At 75.3% G+C, this 17,934-nt stretch carries 14 protein-coding genes; 8 read left to right on the forward strand and 6 right to left on the reverse strand.

Going from position 1 to position 17,934, the window contains the following annotated elements; translation table 11 throughout:
* Positions 1-4 precede the first annotated feature (4 nt).
* Positions 5-1,351, reverse strand: coding sequence for a diaminopimelate decarboxylase (lysA, locus tag ACFVHV_RS12725; RefSeq protein WP_380351098.1), 1,347 nt, complete (start codon positions 1,349-1,351; stop codon positions 5-7).
* 180 nt (positions 1,352-1,531) lie between these two features.
* On the opposite strand from lysA, the gene ACFVHV_RS12730 reads away from it, so the two are divergent.
* The 3 genes from ACFVHV_RS12730 to ACFVHV_RS12740 all read left to right on the forward strand — a co-directional run bounded on the left by ACFVHV_RS12730 (position 1,532) and on the right by ACFVHV_RS12740 (position 4,301).
* Entirely contained in the window at positions 1,532-2,203 is a 672-nt protein-coding gene (locus ACFVHV_RS12730; RefSeq protein WP_359900270.1) for a GntR family transcriptional regulator, read from the forward strand.
* A 104-nt stretch (positions 2,204-2,307) separates the two neighbouring features.
* Positions 2,308-3,567 carry an MFS transporter gene (locus ACFVHV_RS12735; RefSeq protein ID WP_380351100.1) on the forward strand — a complete coding sequence of 420 codons (1,260 nt, stop codon included), beginning with the start codon at positions 2,308-2,310 and terminating at the stop codon, positions 3,565-3,567.
* Between the two features lie 164 nt (positions 3,568-3,731).
* Positions 3,732-4,301, forward strand: a complete 570-nt coding sequence (locus tag ACFVHV_RS12740) for a Uma2 family endonuclease (RefSeq protein WP_380351102.1) — start codon at positions 3,732-3,734, stop codon at positions 4,299-4,301.
* Between the two features lie 2 nt (positions 4,302-4,303).
* Here the strand turns inward: ACFVHV_RS12740 and ACFVHV_RS12745 are convergent, their stop codons facing one another.
* Positions 4,304-6,370, reverse strand: a complete 2,067-nt coding sequence (locus ACFVHV_RS12745; RefSeq protein ID WP_359900276.1) for an MDR family MFS transporter — start codon at positions 6,368-6,370, stop codon at positions 4,304-4,306.
* Between the two features lie 278 nt (positions 6,371-6,648).
* On the opposite strand from ACFVHV_RS12745, the gene ACFVHV_RS12750 reads away from it, so the two are divergent.
* Positions 6,649-8,154, forward strand: coding sequence for an MFS transporter (locus ACFVHV_RS12750; protein ID WP_380351104.1), 1,506 nt, complete (start codon positions 6,649-6,651; stop codon positions 8,152-8,154).
* Positions 8,151-8,792, forward strand: a complete 642-nt coding sequence (locus ACFVHV_RS12755) for a maleylpyruvate isomerase N-terminal domain-containing protein (protein ID WP_359900280.1) — start codon at positions 8,151-8,153, stop codon at positions 8,790-8,792. Before ACFVHV_RS12750 ends, ACFVHV_RS12755 begins: the two co-directional genes overlap by 4 nt.
* Positions 8,793-8,910: 118 nt before the next feature.
* On the opposite strand, the gene ACFVHV_RS12760 is transcribed toward ACFVHV_RS12755, so the two are convergent.
* Both ACFVHV_RS12760 and ACFVHV_RS12765 read right to left on the reverse strand, forming a co-directional pair.
* Positions 8,911-9,786: an ABC transporter permease subunit gene (locus tag ACFVHV_RS12760; RefSeq protein ID WP_380351106.1), complete on the reverse strand. Its 876-nt coding sequence runs from the start codon at positions 9,784-9,786 to the stop codon at positions 8,911-8,913.
* Positions 9,783-10,706 (reverse strand): ATP-binding cassette domain-containing protein, encoded by a 924-nt coding sequence (locus ACFVHV_RS12765; protein ID WP_380351108.1) that lies wholly within the window; start codon positions 10,704-10,706, stop codon positions 9,783-9,785. The genes ACFVHV_RS12760 and ACFVHV_RS12765 overlap by 4 nt, the downstream gene beginning before the upstream one ends.
* Before the next feature lie 126 nt (positions 10,707-10,832).
* Here ACFVHV_RS12765 and ACFVHV_RS12770 point away from each other — a divergent pair, with 126 nt between their 5' ends.
* Both ACFVHV_RS12770 and ACFVHV_RS12775 read left to right on the forward strand, forming a co-directional pair.
* Positions 10,833-12,056 carry a sensor histidine kinase gene (locus tag ACFVHV_RS12770; RefSeq protein WP_380351110.1) on the forward strand — a complete coding sequence of 408 codons (1,224 nt, stop codon included), beginning with the start codon at positions 10,833-10,835 and terminating at the stop codon, positions 12,054-12,056.
* Between the two features lie 50 nt (positions 12,057-12,106).
* Positions 12,107-12,742, forward strand: coding sequence for a response regulator (locus ACFVHV_RS12775; RefSeq protein ID WP_380351156.1), 636 nt, complete (start codon positions 12,107-12,109; stop codon positions 12,740-12,742).
* Positions 12,743-12,867: 125 nt separating this feature from the next.
* On the opposite strand, the gene ACFVHV_RS12780 is transcribed toward ACFVHV_RS12775, so the two are convergent.
* Positions 12,868-13,707 (reverse strand): SAM-dependent methyltransferase, encoded by an 840-nt coding sequence (locus ACFVHV_RS12780; protein WP_380351111.1) that lies wholly within the window; start codon positions 13,705-13,707, stop codon positions 12,868-12,870.
* A 145-nt stretch (positions 13,708-13,852) separates the two neighbouring features.
* Entirely contained in the window at positions 13,853-14,602 is a 750-nt protein-coding gene (locus ACFVHV_RS12785; RefSeq protein ID WP_359900292.1) for a hypothetical protein, read from the reverse strand.
* Positions 14,603-15,056: 454 nt separating this feature from the next.
* Here ACFVHV_RS12785 and ACFVHV_RS12790 point away from each other — a divergent pair, with 454 nt between their 5' ends.
* Positions 15,057-17,855 carry a hypothetical protein gene (locus ACFVHV_RS12790; protein ID WP_380351113.1) on the forward strand — a complete coding sequence of 933 codons (2,799 nt, stop codon included), beginning with the start codon at positions 15,057-15,059 and terminating at the stop codon, positions 17,853-17,855.
* Positions 17,856-17,934: the final 79 nt, after the last annotated feature.

Genomic DNA, 17,934 nt, shown 5'->3' on the forward strand with positions numbered 1-17,934 from the left:
CAGGTTAGGCCGTGTGCGCCGGGAGTGCGGCCACCGGTTCCCCGGTCGGTCGCGCCGTCCCGTCGGCGGCGGTGTCCAACCGGAGCAGGTCGTGCTCGGTCTCCCGGCGCACCACCAGGCGGGCCTCGCCGTCGCGGACGAAGACCACGGCGGGCCGCGGCAGCTTGTTGTAGTTGGACGCCATGGCGTAGCCGTAGGCGCCGGTGACCGGGGTGGCCAGCAGGTCGCCGACCCGGAGGTCGACGGGGAGCGCGGCGTCGTCGATGATCACGTCGCCGCTCTCGCAGTGCTTGCCGACCAGCCGGGCGCGCCGCGGGCGGGGCGCCTCGGGGCAGCGCGGCAGGAAGGCCTCGTAGCGGGCGCCGTACAGGGCGGGGCGCAGGTTGTCGCTCATCCCGCCGTCCACGCTGACGTAGGTGCGCACGCCCTCGATCCGCTTGACGGTGCCGACCCGGTACAGGGTCAGCCCGGCCCGGGCGGCTATCGACCGGCCGGGCTCGACGCCCACCGGGCCGCTCCAGCCGGCGCCGCGCACCGCCGCGCGGACCCGCTCGGCCCAGTCCGCGAAGGAGGGGGCGGTCTGCCCGCCCAGGTAGGCCACGCCCAGGCCGCCGCCGACGGTCAGCCGGCGCAGGCCGTGCTCCACCGCGAACCGGGCCACCGCGGCGGCGCCGTCGGCCAGCTCGGCCGGGTCCAGCACCTGGGACCCGACGTGGGCGTGGACGCCCTCCAGCCGTACGGCGGCGGAGGCCCCGGCCCGGCGCACCGCGGCCGCGGCGGCGCCGCCGGCCAGGCCGAAGCCGAACTTGGAGTCGTGGCCGCCGGTCCGGATGGCCTGGTGGGCGCCGGCCGCGACCCCGGGCGCCACCCGCAGCTGGATCCGGGCCGGGGGCAGGCCCTCCTCGTGGTGCAGCCGTTCGATCCGGTCCAGTTCGTCGAAGCTGTCCACCACGATGTGGCGCAGGCCGACGGTGAGCGCGGTGCGCAGCTCGGCCTCGTCCTTGTTGTTGCCGTGCAGCACGATCCGGTCCGGGTCGACCCCGGCGTACAGGGCGGTGCGCAGTTCGCCGCCGGAGGCGACGTCCAGCAGCAGGCCCTCCTCGGCGGCCAGGCGGGCCATCGCGGTGCACAGGAAGGCCTTGGAGGCGTAGGCGACGTTGCCCCGGCCGAAGGCGGCCACCGCCTCGCGGCAGCGGCGGCGCAGGTGCTCCTCGTCGTAGACGAACAGCGGTGTGCCGTACCGGCGGGCCGCCTCGTCCAGGAGCACCCCGCCGACGGACAGGCCCTCGGGGCGGAACTCGGCGGTGAGCGGCAGCAGGCCCGGGTCGACGGGCGACAGGGCTGGCGACACAGGGGACACGGCTTCCTCCCGGGGAGCTGGTTGGCCCCGCCCATCCTCGGTCCTGCGGAGGGGGTGAGAAAGCGCATTCTTCCGGCCCTGAGCAGTACGGAAACCGATGCTCCGTCCCGCGGGCGGCCCTGTCCCGGGCCTTGCATCTAAGCTTGCATCTATGGTGCTACGGTGTGGTCCATGGCCGACACCCCGCCTCCCGCCCGCGTCCCGGTCCCATCCCGCGTCCCGGCCGCGGACCGCGCGTACGAACTGACCAAGGACCTCATCCTCGGCGGCGGCCTCCCCGGCGGGACGCTGATCAGCGAGGGCGAGATCGCCGAGCGCACCTCGCTCAGCCGCACCCCGGTCCGGGAGGCCTTCCTGCGGCTCCAGGCCGAAGGACTGCTCCAGCTCTTCCCCAAGCGCGGAGCCGTCGTGGTGCCGGTCGGCCCCGGCGAGGCCGAGGACGTGCTGGAGCTGCGCGAGGCGCTGGAGAGCACCGCGGTACGCCGGATCACCCGCCGCGCCGAGCCGCTCGACGACCTGCTGCGGCAGCTGACCGACCTGATCGACCAGCAGCGCGAACCCGCCCGCCGGGCCGACCTCGGCGCCTTCGCCGACGCCGACGAGGCCTTCCACCGGGGCATCGTGACGGCCTCCGGCAACGCGCTCGCCGAGCGCTTCTACGAGACGCTGCGCGACCGCCAGCGGCGGATGGCCGTGCAACTGCTCCAGGTGCGGCCGGAGCGGCGGCCGCAGCGGCTGGCCGCGCTGGTCGAGGAGCACACCGCGCTGGTCGAGCGCATCGCGGCCCGCGACGCCGCCGGCTTCACCGAGGCGCTGCGCGCCCACCTGGACGCGCACCGCTGAGCCACTGCACCGCTGAGCCACTCCTCCCCTCTCCTCCCGCGCGGCGACGGCCGCGCACCCCGACGGACCGCCGGGACCACCATCCGACAAGGAGCAGCACCACCATGAGCACCACCCGGCCACCGTCCGCCGGTCCCGTCGCGCCCACCGGTCGGGGGAGGCCCTGGCTGGTCGCGGCCCTGGCCATGCTCTGCTGCGGCTGGGGCGGCAACCAGTTCACCCCGCTGCTGCTGATGTACCGCCACCTCGGCGGCTACTCCGAGGTCACCGTCGACGCCTTCCTGGGGGCCTACGTCCTCGGCCTGGTCCCCGGACTGCTGGTCGGCGGTGCGGCCTCGGACCGCTACGGGCGCCGTCCGCTGATGATCGGCGCGGTCGTCGCCTCGCTCGCCGCCAGCGGCGTGCTGTGCGGCGGCGTCACGGGCGAACTCCCCATCTACGCCGGGCGGTTCCTCACCGGTACAGCCGTCGGCATCGCGATGGCCGTCGGCACCAGCTGGGTCAAGGAGCTCTCCCGGGCCCCGCACGACCCGTCCGCCGACCAGGGCGCCGGCGCCCGCCGCGCCTCCCTCGCCCTCACCGTCGGCTTCGGCCTCGGCGCCGGCGTGGCCGGCGCGCTCGCCCAGTGGGGCCCCTGGCCGATGGTCACCCCGTACCTCGCCCACCTGCTGGTCACCCTGCCCGCGCTGTTCCTGCTCCCGAAGGCCGTCGAGACCCGGGCCCGCTCGGCCGCCGTCCGCAGCCTCTGGGCCGACCTCAAGGTCCCGGCGGCCGGGCACCGGCGCTTCCTGCGGGTGGTCCTGCCGATGGCCCCGTGGGTGTTCGGCTCGGCCGGCGTCGCGTACGCGGTGACCCCGCAGCTGGTCGGCGACCGGCTCGGCGACTGGTCGCTGGCCTACGCGACCCTGCTGACCGTCCTCACCCTGGGCACCGGCGCCCTGGTCCAGCCCCTCGCCAAGCGCCTGGACTCGCTGGACTCGGCGCGCGGCGTCGTCGTCTCCATGGTGCTGATGGCCTGCGGCATGGCCGTCTGCGCCGGCGACGCGGCGGTGCGCTCCCCGCTGCTCGGCCTCGGCGGGGCGGTCCTCCTCGGCGCTGCCTACGGCATCGGCGTCGTCTCCGGGCTGCTGGAGATCCAGCGCCTCGTCACCCCCGACGACCTGGCCGGCATCACCGGCGTCTACTACGCCCTCTGCTACTCCGGCTTCCTGCTGCCCGCCGTGCTCGCGGCGCTCTCATCCGTGGCCTCCTACACCGTGATGCTCTCGGCGGTGACCGCCCTCGCCCTCGCCAGCCTCGCCGTGATCGCCTTCTCCTCCCGCCGCACCGCCCCCGCCCCGATCCCCGCCGAAGCCTCCCGCTGACCGTCGGACTCGTCCCCCCCCCCCCGCTCCCGGGCGGGGAGGCACGATGCTCTGCGAACCGGTCTTGTTGCGAGCACGAACGGTCAGTGAGCGTCCAATGTCGGTCGACGAGCGGGTCGACCGCATGATCCGGGGGAGAATCGCACGACGGAAGGAGACGCGCTGTGAGTACGGCACCCCAGGTCCCCGGTGACTACAGCACCGTCAGCGACCCCGAGCGGGCACTGAAGTACGCGATCCGGCACATCGCGGGCGACCGTACCGAGATCATCGAGGGAGTCATCACCCCCGTGTCGCCGTCATGGGCGAACGAGTCCGCCGCCGAGATCGTCCGCCGCCGGCTCGGCCCCCGCATGGACCAGCTCGATCTGGTGTCCGGGTCCGGCAACCTCGACCTGCCGGGCAGCGAGAACTGGTACATCCCGGACCTGGCCGTCGTGCCGGCCGAACTCGCCCTGAAGACCGAAGGCGCACTGCTGCCCGACCAGACCCTCCTGATCGTCGAGGTCGGTTCACCGTCCGACGCGGAGACCGACCGCGTCGTCAAGCGCCGTCGCTACGGCCAGTACGGCGCTCCGCTCTACCTCCTGGTCGACCGCCAGAACCGCAGCTGCACCCTGTACAGCGAGCCGACCCGGCTCGGCTACGTCGCGGAGAGCGGGCCGCACCCCTTCGGCACGCCCGTTCTCCTCCCGGCGCCCTTCGACCTGGAGCTCGACACCTCCCGGCTGTAGGGCTAGACCTTCGCGTCGTCCTTGGGGCGGGCGTGGGCGGGGAGGCCGTTGGCGAGGTCCTCGACCAGGAGGCGCCAGGCGATGGCGTCGGCGGCGGCGCGCAGTTGGGGACTGCGGGGGCGGCCTGCGTCGGCGTCGAGGCGGGCGTTGAGCCAGTCGGACCAGGCGTGGGCGAGGGTGCGGACCTCGTGGGTGCCGGCCTCGGTGGGGGAGAGGGCGTCGCCCTCGCGCAGGAGGTAGCCCTCGGCGGCCATCCGGTCGAAGACCGGCTCCAGCACCTCGGGCGGCACCCGCTTGCGGGCGGCGATGAGGTCGAGCGAGGCGTGGCCGACGGCCCTGGTGTGGCCGGCCACCTCCATCAGCGCCCAGGCCCCGGCCAGGTCCACCCGGGCGCCGGCGCCGGCGACGATCGTCCGGACGGCGTCGAGGTCCACCCCGCGCACGATCCGGCAGACCGAGTACTCCAGGTGCGGGTCGGAGTCGGCGGTGGTCGGCTGGGCGAAGGCCTCGCCCATGTCGGTGGAGCCCGCCCGGGCGGTGTCGCGCAGCTGCACCTGTTTGAGGAAGAGGGACACCACGAAGCCGATGACGGCCACCGGGATGGTCCACAGGTACACGGTGTGCAGGGCGTCGGAGTAGGCCTGGACGATCGGCGCGGCCTGGTCGGCGGGCAGCTGGTGCAGGCCCTGGGGGCTCTGCGCGGCCTGGCTGAGCACGGCCGGGTCGGCGCCGGTCAGCCGGGCGGCGGTGGCGATCCCGTCGGCGAGTTCGGTCTGCAGGCTGTTGGCGTAGATGGTGCCGAACACCGCGGTGCCGAAGGAGCTGCCGATGGTGCGGAAGAAGGTCACCCCGGAGGTGGCGGTGCCGAGGTCGGCGTAGTCGACGGTGTTCTGCACGGCGATGGTGAGCACCTGCATGCTCAGCCCGATGCCGACGCCGAGCACGAACATGTAGAGCGAGGCCAGCGCGGATCCGGTGTCGGGCTCCAGCCGGGACAGCAGGTAGAGGCCGAGCGCCATCACCGCCGTGCCGACGATCGGGAACACCCGGTACTTCCCGGTCTTGCTGACCGCGTTGCCGCTGGCGATCGAGGCGATCAGCAGACCGATCACCATCGGCAGCGTCCGCACGCCGGAGACGGTCGCCGAGTCGCCGTCCACGTACTGGAGGAAGGTCGGCAGGAAGGTCAGCGCGCCGAGCATGGCGAAGCCGACGATGAAGCTGAGCACCGAGCAGACCGTGAACACCGGGTTGCGGAACAGCCGCATCGGCAGCATCGGTTCGACGGCCCGGGTCTCCACCCAGCAGAACAGGCCGAGCGCCAGCGCGCCGCCGACGAACAGGCCGATGATCACCCCGGAGCTCCAGGCGTACTGGTTGCCGCCCCAACTGGTCGCCAGGATCAGCGCGCCGGCGCCGACCGCGACCAGCACGATGCCCAGGTAGTCGACGACCGGGCGGGTCGCCGAGCGGACCGAGGGGATGGTCCGGGCGGCCAGGGCCACCACCACGACCGCGATCGGCACGTTGACGTAGAACGCCCAGCGCCAGGACAGGTGGTCGGTGAACAGCCCGCCCAGCAGCGGCCCGATCACCGTGGCCACGCCGAACACCGCACCGATCGCGCCCTGGTACTTGCCGCGCTCGCGCAGCGGGATGACGTCCGCGATCAGCGCCATGGAGGTGACCATCAGGCCGCCCGCGCCGAAGCCCTGCACGGCGCGCCAGGCGATCAGCAGGGTCATGTCGGTGGCCAGGCCGCACAGGAACGAGCCGCCGACGAAGACGATCGCCGAGGCCTGGAACAGCAGCTTGCGCCCGTACAGGTCGCCGAACTTGCCGGCCAGCACGGTGGCCACCGTCTCGGCCAGCAGGTAGGACGTCACCACCCAGGACATGTGCGCGGCCCCGCCGAGGTCCGCGACGATGGTGGGCAGGGCGGTGCCGACGATGGTCTGGTCGAGGGCGGCCAGCAGCATGCCGAGCACGATGGTGGCGAAGACGACGTTCCGCTGCCGGACGTCCAGCACCGGAGGGGCGGAGGGCGGGGTCTCGGTGGCGACGGTCATGCCGTCAGCCTCCGGGGTGAGGGCGGCGGTCGCGATCCGGTTCGGCCGTTCGGGTGAGGACGGGCGGCGACTCGGGCGGCGCCCCGAGCGCAGGTCCGAGTGCAGCCCCGAGTGCAGGCCCGGGCGGTGGCCCGGGTGGCGGCCCCGGGAGGCCCGGGCGACGATGGGCCGAACGAAGCCGACCGAGGCCGACCGAAGCCGACCGACGACGGGCCGAACGAAGCCGACCGGCGATCATCCACCGACCCGGACGCCCCGGCCCCGGGAAGAGGCTCCCCATGAACGCCGACCCCCCGCGCAGCAGCGTGCACCCGCCCCGGCCCGGCGCCACCGCCGTGGGCGCCCGGGCCGCCACCCGGCGCTGGCGGGCGCTCGCCGTCTGCCTGGTCGCCGGCTTCATGACCCTGCTGGACGTCAGCATCGTCAACGTCGCCCTGCCGACGGTACGGGCCGGGCTGCACATGTCCGACAGCGGTCTGCAGTGGGTGCTCAGCGGCTACGCGCTGGCCTTCGGCCTGGTTCTGGTGCCCGCCGGGCGGCTCGGCGACGCGCGCAGCCGACGGGCCGTCTTCCTCGCCGGGCTGGCACTGTTCACGGTGGCCAGCGCGCTCGCAGGGGCGGCGCAGAGCCAGGAGTGGCTGGTGCTGGCCCGGCTGTTCCAGGGCGCGGCCGGCGGGGTGCTGGTGCCGCAGGTGTCCGGCTTCATCCAGGTGCTGTTCCAGGGCGCCGAGCGCGGCCGGGCCTTCGGCGCGCTCGGCGCCACCATCGGACTGTCCACCGCGGTGGGGCCGCTGCTCGGCGGGCTGCTGATCCACCTGGTCGGCCCGCAGGACGGCTGGCGCTGGGTGTTCCTGGTCAACCTGCCGATCGGCGTCGCCGTGCTGCCGATCGCCCGCCGGCTGCTCCCGGCGCCCCCGCCCGCCGACCAGCGGGCCGGGCACCGGGACTTCGACCCCGTCGGTGTGCTGCTGCTCGGCGCCGGGACGGTCGCGCTGCTGCTGCCGTTCGTCCAGGCGCAGCAGTGGCACGGCTCGGCCCGCTGGCTGCTGCTGCCGCTGGCGGCGGTGCTGCTCGCGGCCTTCGTCGGCTGGGAACTGCACTACGGGCGGCGGCGCGAACCGCTGGTGAGCATGGCGCTGTTCGCGGTGCGGCCGTACGCGGCGGGCACGCTGCTGTCGCTGGTGTACTTCGCCGGGTTCACCGCGATCTTCTTCATCTTCACGCTCTACCTCCAGGCGGGCCTGCACTACTCGGCGCTGACGGCGGGCCTGGCGATCACGCCGTTCGCGGTCGGCTCGGGGGTGTCCGCGGCGGTGGGCGGGCGCCTGGTGAGCCGGCTGGGGCGGCGGCTGGTGGTGGCCGGACTGGTGCTGGTGCTGGCCGGGCTGCTGGCCTCGGCGCTGGCGGTGCAGCTGTGGTCGGGGCCCCGGGTGGGCTGGACGACGGCGCTGCCGCTGCTGGTCGCCGGGGTGGGCAGCGGGCTGGTGATCGCCCCGAACCAGACGCTGACCCTCCAGCAGGTGCCGGTGGCCCGGGCGGGCAGCGCGGGCGGGGTGATGCAGACCGCGCAGCGGGTCGGCTCGGCGGTGGGCATCGCCGTCGTCGGCTCGGTGTTCTTCGCCCACGCGGCCGGCCCCCGCCCGGACTGGGCGCTGGCCTTCCAGCTGGGCGTGACGGTGGCGGCCGGCCTGGTGCTGACGGCGCTGCTGGTGGCGGTCGCCGACATGGCCTCGGGCCGGGGCGGCTTCCGGGCCGCCGGGCCGCGGGTGGGGAACGGGCCGTGACGGGCGCCCGGAGGGACTTCCTGGCCGCCGCCGGTACGGCCGAGGAACTCCTGCGCCGCCCGGAGGTGGCCCGGGCCTGGCAGCGGCCGAGCGCGCTGGCGCGGTGGAGCGTCGGCGGGCTGGCCGGGCACCTGGCCTACCAGGTCCTCTGCCTGCCGGAGCTGCTGGCCGCCGCCGTGCCGGCCGAGCCGGTGGTCGGCCTGCTGGAGCACTACGCCCGCTCGGCCTGGGTCGGCGCCGCGCTCGACGCGGACGCCAACGTGCGGATCCGGCAGGGCAGCGAGGCCTTCGCGGCCGACGGTCCGGCCGCGCTGCACCGCCGGCTGGCCGCCGTGCTGCCGGAGCTCGCGGGCACGCTCGCGGCGGCGGACGGCACCCGGCCGGTCCGGCTGCCGTTCTGGGGCCCGTGGTCGCTCACCCTGGACGACCTGCTGGCCACCCGGACGATGGAACTGGCCGTCCACGGCGACGACCTGGCGGTCAGCGTCGGAGTGCCGGGCCCCGAACTCCCGCCGGAGGCCTTCGAGTCCGTCGTCGTCCTGCTGACCCGGCTGGCCGCCCGGCGGCACGGCCGGGCGGCGGTGCTGCGGGCGCTCAGCCGGGCCGAGCGGGCGCCGGGGAGCATCGCGGCGTTCTGAGCGCCTCCGCTCGGGGCCTTCCGGTGCGGGGCCCTCCACTGCGGGCCCATCCGGTGCGGGGCTCTCCACTGCGGGCCCATCCGCTGCGGGCCTTCCGCTCCGGGCGCCCTCCCGGCCGTCAGTGGTCCCGGCGGCGGACCGCGGCCGCGGCGACCGCCACCGAGGCCAGCGACCACACCGCGAAGGTGACCCAGGCGCCCGTGACGGTGGCCGGGTACTCGGACGGGCGCATTCCCGCCAGGGTGGTCCGGGCCAGCCGCTGCCAAGCGGGCATCGGCAGGGCGTGCAGCAGGTCGGCGCTCCAGCGGTAGCGCTCGGTGACCAGCGAGGGGAGGAAGAACAGCACCACGACGGTCCCCACCACGGCACCCGCGCTGTGCCGGATCAGAGTGCCGAGGCCGAGCCCGACCAGGGCGCAGACCGGGCCGAACAGCACCGCCGCCGCGACGTACCGCAGCGCGGCCGGGTCGGTGACGGAATGTCCGATGCCGGTCCCGGCCAGGATCGCCTGGCTCCCGCCGAAGGAGACGCCGACGGTGAGCACCCCGTAGCCGAACAGCACGGCGGCCAGCACGCAGGCCTTGGCGAGGATCACCGCCCGGCGGTCGGGCACGGCCGCCAGGGTGGTGCGGATCAGCCCGGTCGCGTACTCGCCCGCGATGACGATCGCACCGAGGCCGCCCGCGACCAGCATCAGGATGTCGGCGGAGACGACGTTGAAGGCGTCGTTCAGCGCGGTCTGCGCCATGACCGCCGGATCGCCCTCGCCCGGCGTCCAGTGGTCGCGGGTGTACACCGCGGACTTGAGGTTGGCGGCGATGCTCGCCAGGGCGCCGAGGCCGAGCACCCAGGGGATCGAGCGCAGTGACCAGAACTTGATCCACTCGGCGGCCAGCAGGTCGCCGAAGCGGGCGCGCGGCTCGGTGGCGGCGCCGGTGGGCTCGATGGCGGTGCGGGTGGGCAGGGCGGCGGTGCGGGTGGGCAGGGTGTTCATCGGGGCTCTCCGGCGAGGTATTCGACGCTGTCGGCGGTCAGGTCCATGAACGCCTCCTCCAGGGAGGCGCCCCGGGTGGTCAGGGCGTGCAGCAACAGGCGCTGTTCCAGGGCGAGTTCACCGATCCGGGTGGCGTCCAGGCCGCTCACCGCGAGGGTGCCGTCCGGGCCGGGCCGCACGGCCGCGCCCGCCGCCGTCAACACGGCCGCCAGCCGGTCGGGTTCGGCGGACCGGACGGTGACGGCGGCCCGGCCGGCCCGGGCGGCGAACCCGGTGAGGCTCTCGTCGGCGAGCAGCCGCCCGCGTCCGATCACCACCAGGTGGTCGGCGGTGTGCTCCATCTCGGCCATCATGTGGCTGGAGACGAAGACCGTGCGGCCCTCGTCCGCGAGCCGCCGGAACAGCCCGCGGACCCAGAGCACGCCCTCCGGGTCGAGCCCGTTCAGCGGCTCGTCGAACAGCAGCACCGGCGGGTCGCCGAGCAGCGCGCCGGCGATGCCCAGGCGCTGGCGCATCCCCAGCGAGTAGCCGCCGATCCGGCGCCCGGCCGCCGCGGCGAGCCCGACCTCCTCCAGCACCTGATCGACCCGCGCGGCCGGGATCGCGTTGGCGCGGGCCAGCGCCCGCAGGTGGGCCCGGCCGGTGCGCCCGCCGTGCGCGTCGCCCGCGTCGAGCAGCGCACCGGCGTGCCGCAGTCCGCGCGGCCGGTCGGCGAAGGGCACGCCGGCCACGGTGGCGGTGCCCGCGGTGGGGGTGCTGAGGCCCAGGATCATCCGCAGCGTGGTGGACTTGCCCGCGCCGTTGGGCCCGAGGAAGCCGGTGACCAGGCCCGGCCGGACGGTGAAGGAGAGGCGGTCGACGGCGGTGCGGACGTGCCGGCCGCGGCCGTAGCGCTTCGTCAGTTCGGTAACTTCGATCATGGGGTCCACGGTGCCCGGGGGAACCGGCCGGGCGCATCGGACCGGCGTCGACACCGCAGGTCACCCGCGGTCGTACAACCAGGGCTGGATGACGGCGGGCGGCGGCCGTCGCTACGATCTCGAACCATGTCCACGACCCCCTCCCCGCCGCTGTTCCGGCGCGTCCCGTCCGAGGTCTGGGTCGGTCTCGCCTGGTGCGCGGCCGCCGGCTACCCCGCCGTACGGCTCGGCGGCGCCGCCGCGCAGCACCCCGGCGCCGCCGCGCACGGCGGCTGGGCGTTCACCCTGGCCGACACGGTGCTCGCCTTCACGGGCGCGGCGCTGGTGCGGCGGCTGCCGGTGCTCTCGGTCGCCCTGCTGCTGGTCGCCGCGTTCACCGAGACCGACGGCTGGGCCGGCGGCGCCCAGGTGCCGCCCGGTGCGCTGCTGGCCGTGGACACCGCGCTCTGCCTGATCACCGCCGACCGGCCCCGGCGCAGCTCCCGGGCCGCGTTCGCGCTGGTCATGGTCTTCCTGGTGCTGCACATCGGCCTGGTGCGCGGCAGCACGGTGGGCATCTTCACCGGCACCCACATCGGCTCGGCCGACGGCGCCGCGCTGCTCGCGCTGGTCGCCTGGCTGGTCGGCCGTTCGGTGCGGCAGAACCGGGAGCACGCCGAGGCGCTCAGCGCCCGGGCGGCCGAGGAGGCGGTCACCGCCGAACGGCTGCGGATCGCCCGCGAGATGCACGACACCGTCGCGCACAGCCTCGGCATCGTCGCCCTCCAGGCCGGTGCGGCCCGCCGGGTGATCGACCGTCGGCCGGAGCGGGCCGCGCAGGCGCTGGGCGAGATCGAGGCCGCCGGGCGGGAGACCCTGGCCGCGCTGCGCCGGATGCTGGTCGCGCTGCGGCGGGCCGACGGCGAGGCCTCGGCGACGCTGTCGCAGGGCCTGGCCGACCTCGACCGGCTGGCCGGGGCGACCACGGCGGCGGGGGTGCGGGTGGAGGTCCGGCGGCACGGCGAGCCGGGGCCGCTGCCGCCGGAGGTCGACCTGGCGGCCTTCCGGATCGTCCAGGAATCCGTCACCAACGTGGTGCGGCACGCGGACGTGGACGCCTGCGTGGTGGCGGTGGACCACCGCACGGCGGGGGAGCTGTCCGTCGAGGTCACCGACCGGGGGCGGGGCCGGGGCCGGGCGCCCGGGGCCGGGTTCGGGCTGGCCGGGCTGCGGGAGCGGGCCGTCCTGCTGCGCGGGGAGTTCGAGGCCGGGCCGCTGCCCGGCGGCGGCTTCCGGGTGGCCGCCCGGCTGCCGGTGCCGGTATCGGTGTCGGTTCCCGGGCCGGTCCCGGTCGAGGGGGCGGGCGCGTGATCCGGGTGGTGCTGGTGGACGACCAGCCGTTGGTGCGCGCCGCGCTGGAGATGGTGATCGCGGAGACGGACGACGTCGAGGTGGTGGGTGAGGCGGGCACCGGGGCGGAGGCCGTCCGGCTGGCCGCCGAACTGCGGCCGGACGTCGTGGTGATGGACATCCGGATGCCAGGCATGGACGGCATCGAGGCCACCCGGCTGGTGACCGCCGACGGCGGGCCGACCCGGGTGGTGGTGCTCACCACCTTCGACGAGGACGAGCACGTGTACGCGGCGCTGCACGCGGGGGCGTCCGGCTTCCTGGTCAAGGACATGGCGCTGGACGACATCCTCGGGGCGGTGCGGGTGGTCGCCGCCGGGGACGCGCTGATCGCGCCGGGCGTCACCCGGCGGCTGATCGGGGCGTTCATCGCCGGCCGCCCGCAGTGGCCCGGGGGCGGTGGGCACGCCCCCGCCGCCGCTGCGGTGGCGGCCGAGCGGCTGGCGGCGATCACCGGGCGCGAGCGGGAGATCCTCACCCTGGTCGGCCGGGGTCTGTCCAACACCGAGATCGCCGCCGAACTGGTGCTCAGCATCGCGACCGTCAAGACCTACATGACACGGCTGCTGGCCAAGCTCGACGCCCGGGACCGGGTGCAGCTGGTCATCCTGGCCTACGAGGCGGGCCTGGTCTCCGTATCCGCTTGAACGGTCCTGCTGGAACGGGCCTGCTCTAACGGGCTTGCCTTCAACGGTCCTGCTGGAACGGGCCCGGCCGGTCGGCCGGGCCCATCGCAGAAACGATTCGGCACTCGATCACGAGGAGCCGGGGCTCAGCGCTTGACCGCCACGCCCGCGTACATCGCGATGTCCCGGTCGCGGACGGGCGGGGCGTCGGCGTCCGGCCGCCAGTTGTGCACCAGCGTGACGCCCGGGTCGAGCAGCTCGTAGCCCTCGAAGAACGCCTCGGCCTCGGCCTTGTCGCGGATCTGGAGCGGGATGCCGCGCGCGTTGTACTCGCGGCCGACGCCACCCACGCCCACCGGGTCGGTGTCACCCGTGAAGACCGTCAGGGCGAGGAAGCTGCCGGGGGCCAGGGCGTCCATGAAGCGGCGCACGATGCCCTGCGGGTCGTCCTCGTCCAGCACGAAGTGGACGATCGCGATCAGCGACAGCGCCACCGGCTGCGAGAAGTCGAGCACCTCGCGCAGCCGGGGGTTGTTGACGATCGACTCCGGGTCGCGGAAGTCGGCGTCCACGTAACAGGTGCGGCCCTCGGGCGTGCTGTCCATCAGGGCCCGCGCGTGGGTCAGCACGATCGGGTCGTTGTCCACGTACCCGACCCGGGCCTCGGGGGCGATCGCCTGGGCGATCTCGTGCAGGTTCGGCGAGGTCGGGATGCCGGTGCCGACGTCCAGGAACTGCCGCACGCCGTACTGCTCGGCGAGTCGGCGCACCGAGCGCTGCATGAAGTCGCGGGTGGTGCGCATCGAGATCGGCAGCGACGGCCAGGCCTGCACCGAGGCGTGCGCCGCGACCCGGTCCGCCTCGAAGTTGGTCTTGCCGCCGATGAGGTAGTCGTAGACCCGGGCGGAGTGCGGAACGTCCATCCGCAGGTCCACCGATGGGTAATCCTCGTGCGGACCGCGCTCCGCCCGGATCTCGTTCGCCATGCTCGTTCTCCCGCTGCTGGGCGTCCGTCAGCGACCGCCGAGGTGGCGGCCCATGGTGCGCATGGTAACGGTCGACCGGTGCGGCGGAATGACGGGCCCTCAGGCCCGTGCCTCCGGGCGCTTCGGGCCCGCGCCTCCGGGTGTCTCAGGCCCGCGCCTCCGGGTGCTCCGGGTCGAGCGCGGCGGCGCCCGGCTGACGGGGGACGGCGGCGGACCCGGCGTCGCCCCGGCCGTGCGCCGCCAGTTCGAGTGCGGCGCCTGTCCACGCGATGCCGAAGGCCCACGTCGCCAGCCACTCGCACAGGTACAGCGGCCGTACCGACCAGCCCGAGCCGAGGCCCGTCACCCCGGCCAGGACGGAGAGCGCCAGGGCGACCAGGATCACCACCCCGGCCACCAGGTAGGCCGTGCTCACCCGGGCCGGCTGGGTGGAGCGGGGATTGCGGAAGGAGTGGAGGCAGAACATCGCCAGCATGACGAACAGCAGGCCGGCGAAGACGAGGTGGAACACTCCGACCGTGCGCTGGAGGCCGGAGGCGCCCGCCGGGGCCGTCGGGCACAGCGCGACCCCGACCGCGAAGAACCCGGCGGCCGTGCTCCAGCGGTCGTCCCGGCGGTCGAAGCGGTAGCAGATCAGGAACACCCCGAGGGCGCACAGTCCGCCGACGAAGAGGTTCCGGGTGTCGGTGTAGTAGGCGGCGCTCATCGAGCCCGGCCAGAAGTCGTCGGTGCCGCGCCCCGTCACCTCGGCGGCCAGCCAGTTGCCGAACGGCAGGGCCGGCGGCAGCAGGACGCCGATCAGGCCGACGCCGAGGCGAAGGATCGCGATGGTTCGAACGTCCTGGATGCTCCGCCGGACACCGGGGGAGTTCTGCGTGCGCGAGTCGTGCGTCACGGACGCCTCCTTGCCTTTCCACGGGCTCCTCGGCCCGCTGTTCCTCCGGTCGCGGGGGACGGGGTGGGGCGGCGTCGGACGGGCGCCGCCACACACCTGAGCGACCGTCACCTTGTGTACCCGCATCGGCGTTCGAAGCACCACCGATTTGAGCGGTTTACGCCCTCAATGACCGTCCGGAGAACCTCGGGTCACCATCCACCACGGCCGTGACGGCTCCACCGGTTCAACTCCCCCGCGGAGAACCGGGAAGGCGGCTGCCACCAGCCCAATCCTCACCGACCGAGCGGGAATTGATTCGTGCGATTCCCTTCCGATCGGCGATCGGATCTGACAGCATCGTCCGCTGTCCGGTCGCCGGAGCCCCGCGCACCGGTGACCCGTGCGCCGCCGTGCGCCGTGTCCACCCCGGCCGATCGGCGGCCGCCGTCCCGCTGCGCCTCGTGGAGGAACCGTGACCACCAAGGCCGACCCCGCCGGGACCGCCCTCCGTCCGGCCCGCTGGGTCCGCACCCGGCTGCGCGCCAGCCCCTCGGCGGCCCTGCTGACGGCCGCCCTCGCCTTCGTCACCGTCCTGCTGGCCGTGGCCGTCCCCCGCGTCACGGACCGGAACGCGGACGCGGCGCTGCGGGACTTCGTGCGCCAGAAGGGCATCCACGCGACCAGCCTGCACTTCGCCTCCAAGGCCCGCCCGACCGACACCGCCGCCGCCCTCGACGCCGTCGACCGGGACATCGTGGCGCGCGTCGGCGCGACGGTGGCGCTGGCACCGGACCGCCTGGCGCACGGCACCAGGACCGAGACCAACCCGGTGTACAACCCGGGCTACCACCGGGTGAGCCAGGACATCCCGCCCAGGATCCTGCTGATCCGGCTGCAGGGCCTCGCCGACCGGGTCACCCTGACCGAGGGCGGCTGGCCCGGCCCCGCCGCGGCCGGCGCCCCGGTGCCGACGGTGGTGAGCCGGGAGGCCGCCGAGGCGATCGGCATCAAGGTCGGAGACGTCCTCGACAACGGCAGCAGCGGCCCCGACAGCCGACGGACCACCGTGGTGACCGGCATCTACCGGCAGAACGACCCGTCGGACCCGTTCTGGGTCGGCATCGGCTGCCCGAACCGCCCCTGCCTGGGGCTCGACGCGGAGCACGGCAACTGGCAGGAGGTCACCGGCTTCGTCGACGACGGCAGCGTGGGCGCGCTGACCGCCTGGAGCCCGTCCGTCCAGAACTTCTGGCGGGTCTCCGTCGACCCCGCCCCGCTGCGCGCCGACCGGCTGGAACGGACCCGCGCCGCCGTCGCGCCCCTGCTGGCCGGGCCGGAGGCCGACGCCCTGGTCACCGCGACCGGGCGCGCCGACCTGCGGGTCGTCTCGACGCTGCCCGTGGTCCTCACCTGGGCGGCCGAGCGCTACCGGGCGGCGATGGCGCTGGGCGCGGTCGGCCCGGCCGGCGTCGCGGGCGTCGCCGCCGTGGTGCTCTGCCTGGCCGCCGCGCTCGGCACCGACCGGCGCGCCGCCGAACTGCGGCTGCTCCGGGCCCGTGGCTGCTCGCGCGGCGGGGTGCTGCTGCGGCTGCTCGGCGAGAGCGCGGTGACGGTCCTGCCCGCCGCGGTACTCGGAGCGGTGCTCGCCCTGGTGCTGCTGCCCACACCCCGGTGGGGCTTCGCGGTGGCGGCCGGCCTGGTCGCCACCCTGTTCGCCCTGCTCGCCTTCCCGGTGCGCGCCGCCCTGCTCCGGACGCACCCCCGGCGGACCGGGCCGTGGCGCCGGCTGATCGGCGAAGTCGCGCTGTTGGCCGTCACCGCGGTGGCGGTGGCCGAGGTCCGCCGGCGCGGCGTCGGCCACCCCGGCCGGGGAGCGGATCCGCTGCTGGTGGCCGCGCCGCTGCTGCTCGCCGTCGCCGGCGGGCTGCTGCTGGCACGGATCGAGCCCGTGGTGATCGGCCGACTGGCCGCCCTGGCCCGCCGGGGCCGCGGCCTGATCGGCTTCCTCGGCCTCTCCCGGGCCTCCCGCGACCACTCCGGCCGGCGCCGGCCCTCCGCGCTGCCGCTGCTCGCCCTGCTGATCGCCGTCACCGCGACCGGCTTCGGCGCCACCCTGCTCGACGCGGTGGACCGCGGCAGGCTGAGCGCCGCGCGCCTCGCGACCGGCGGCGACGTCGCCGTCTCCGTCCCGGGCTACGCGACCCTGCCGGAACCGTTCCTCAAGGCCGCGGGCGACCTTCCGCAGACCCGGGGCGCGACGGCGGTCCGGGTGGACCCCCGGGCGCTGTTCGTCGGCGCCGACGCGAACAACTACACCAAGGTGACCCTGGTGGTCGCCGAGCCGACCGCGTACGCCGAGATCGCCCGCACCCTCGGGGCCGGCGGGTTCGACCCGGCGAAGCTCGCCGGCACCCCCGGCGGCCCGCACACCCCGGTGCCCGCGCTGTTCAGCAGCGACCTGGCCGCGCGGCTGGGCGCCGGCGCGCCGACGGTGCACCTGTCCACCGCGAGCGAGCTGCGCACCACCGTCGCCGGGATCGTCACCGCGACGCCGGCGCTGCCGGAGCCGGCCCTGCCCTTCGTCGTGGTGCCCAGCGGTCCGGCGGTGGAACGCCTGCCGGAGCTCGGCCGGTGGACCGGGTGGCTGGCCGTGGGCGACGGCCTCGACCCCGGGCGGATCAGATCGCTCCTCCTGGAACGCGGCCTGGTCGAGCCGACCGGCCTCGCCAAGCTCATCTCGGAGAACGCCGCGGCGGACGGCAAGGGCGACCACGGGCTGCCGCCCGCCTACGCGGTGGGCAGCAGCCGCGAGTACGCCGCGCAGCTCGCCGCCGACCCGCTGCAGCAGGCCGCCGGGCGGCTGTTCTGGTACGCGGCGCCCGCCAGTGCCGGATTCGCCGTCCTCGCGGTCCTGCTGACGCTGCTGCGCGCCGCGCCCGACCGGACGGCGGTGCTCGCCCGGCTGCGCACCATGGGCCTGCGACCCCGTCAGGGGCTGGCGCTGATCGTCGCCGAGGCACTGCCGCGGACGCTGGCGGCGGCCGTCGGCGGTGCGGTGGTCGCGGCGGTGGCGGCCGTCCTGCTCGGGCCGGCCTTCGACCTCTCCACCCTGATCGGCGCCGAGGCCGGCGACGGCATGGGCCCGGCGGTGCTGCCGGTGCTGCTGCCCACGGCGGGACTGGCGCTCGTGGCCTGCCTCGGGGTGGTGCTGGAGACGCTGGTCGCGGGACGGCGGCAGATCGCCACCGAACTGCGCGCGGGGGAGTCCTGACGGCGGCGGAAGCGGTGCGAGCGGTGCGAGCCGTGCGAGCAGTGGAAGCGGTGGGGCGGTCCGGCCGTGGTGGCCGAAC

This window comes from Kitasatospora sp. NPDC127116 (assembly GCF_042677365.1).
Taxonomy (GTDB): Bacteria; Actinomycetota; Actinomycetes; order Streptomycetales; family Streptomycetaceae; genus Kitasatospora; species Kitasatospora lactacystinica.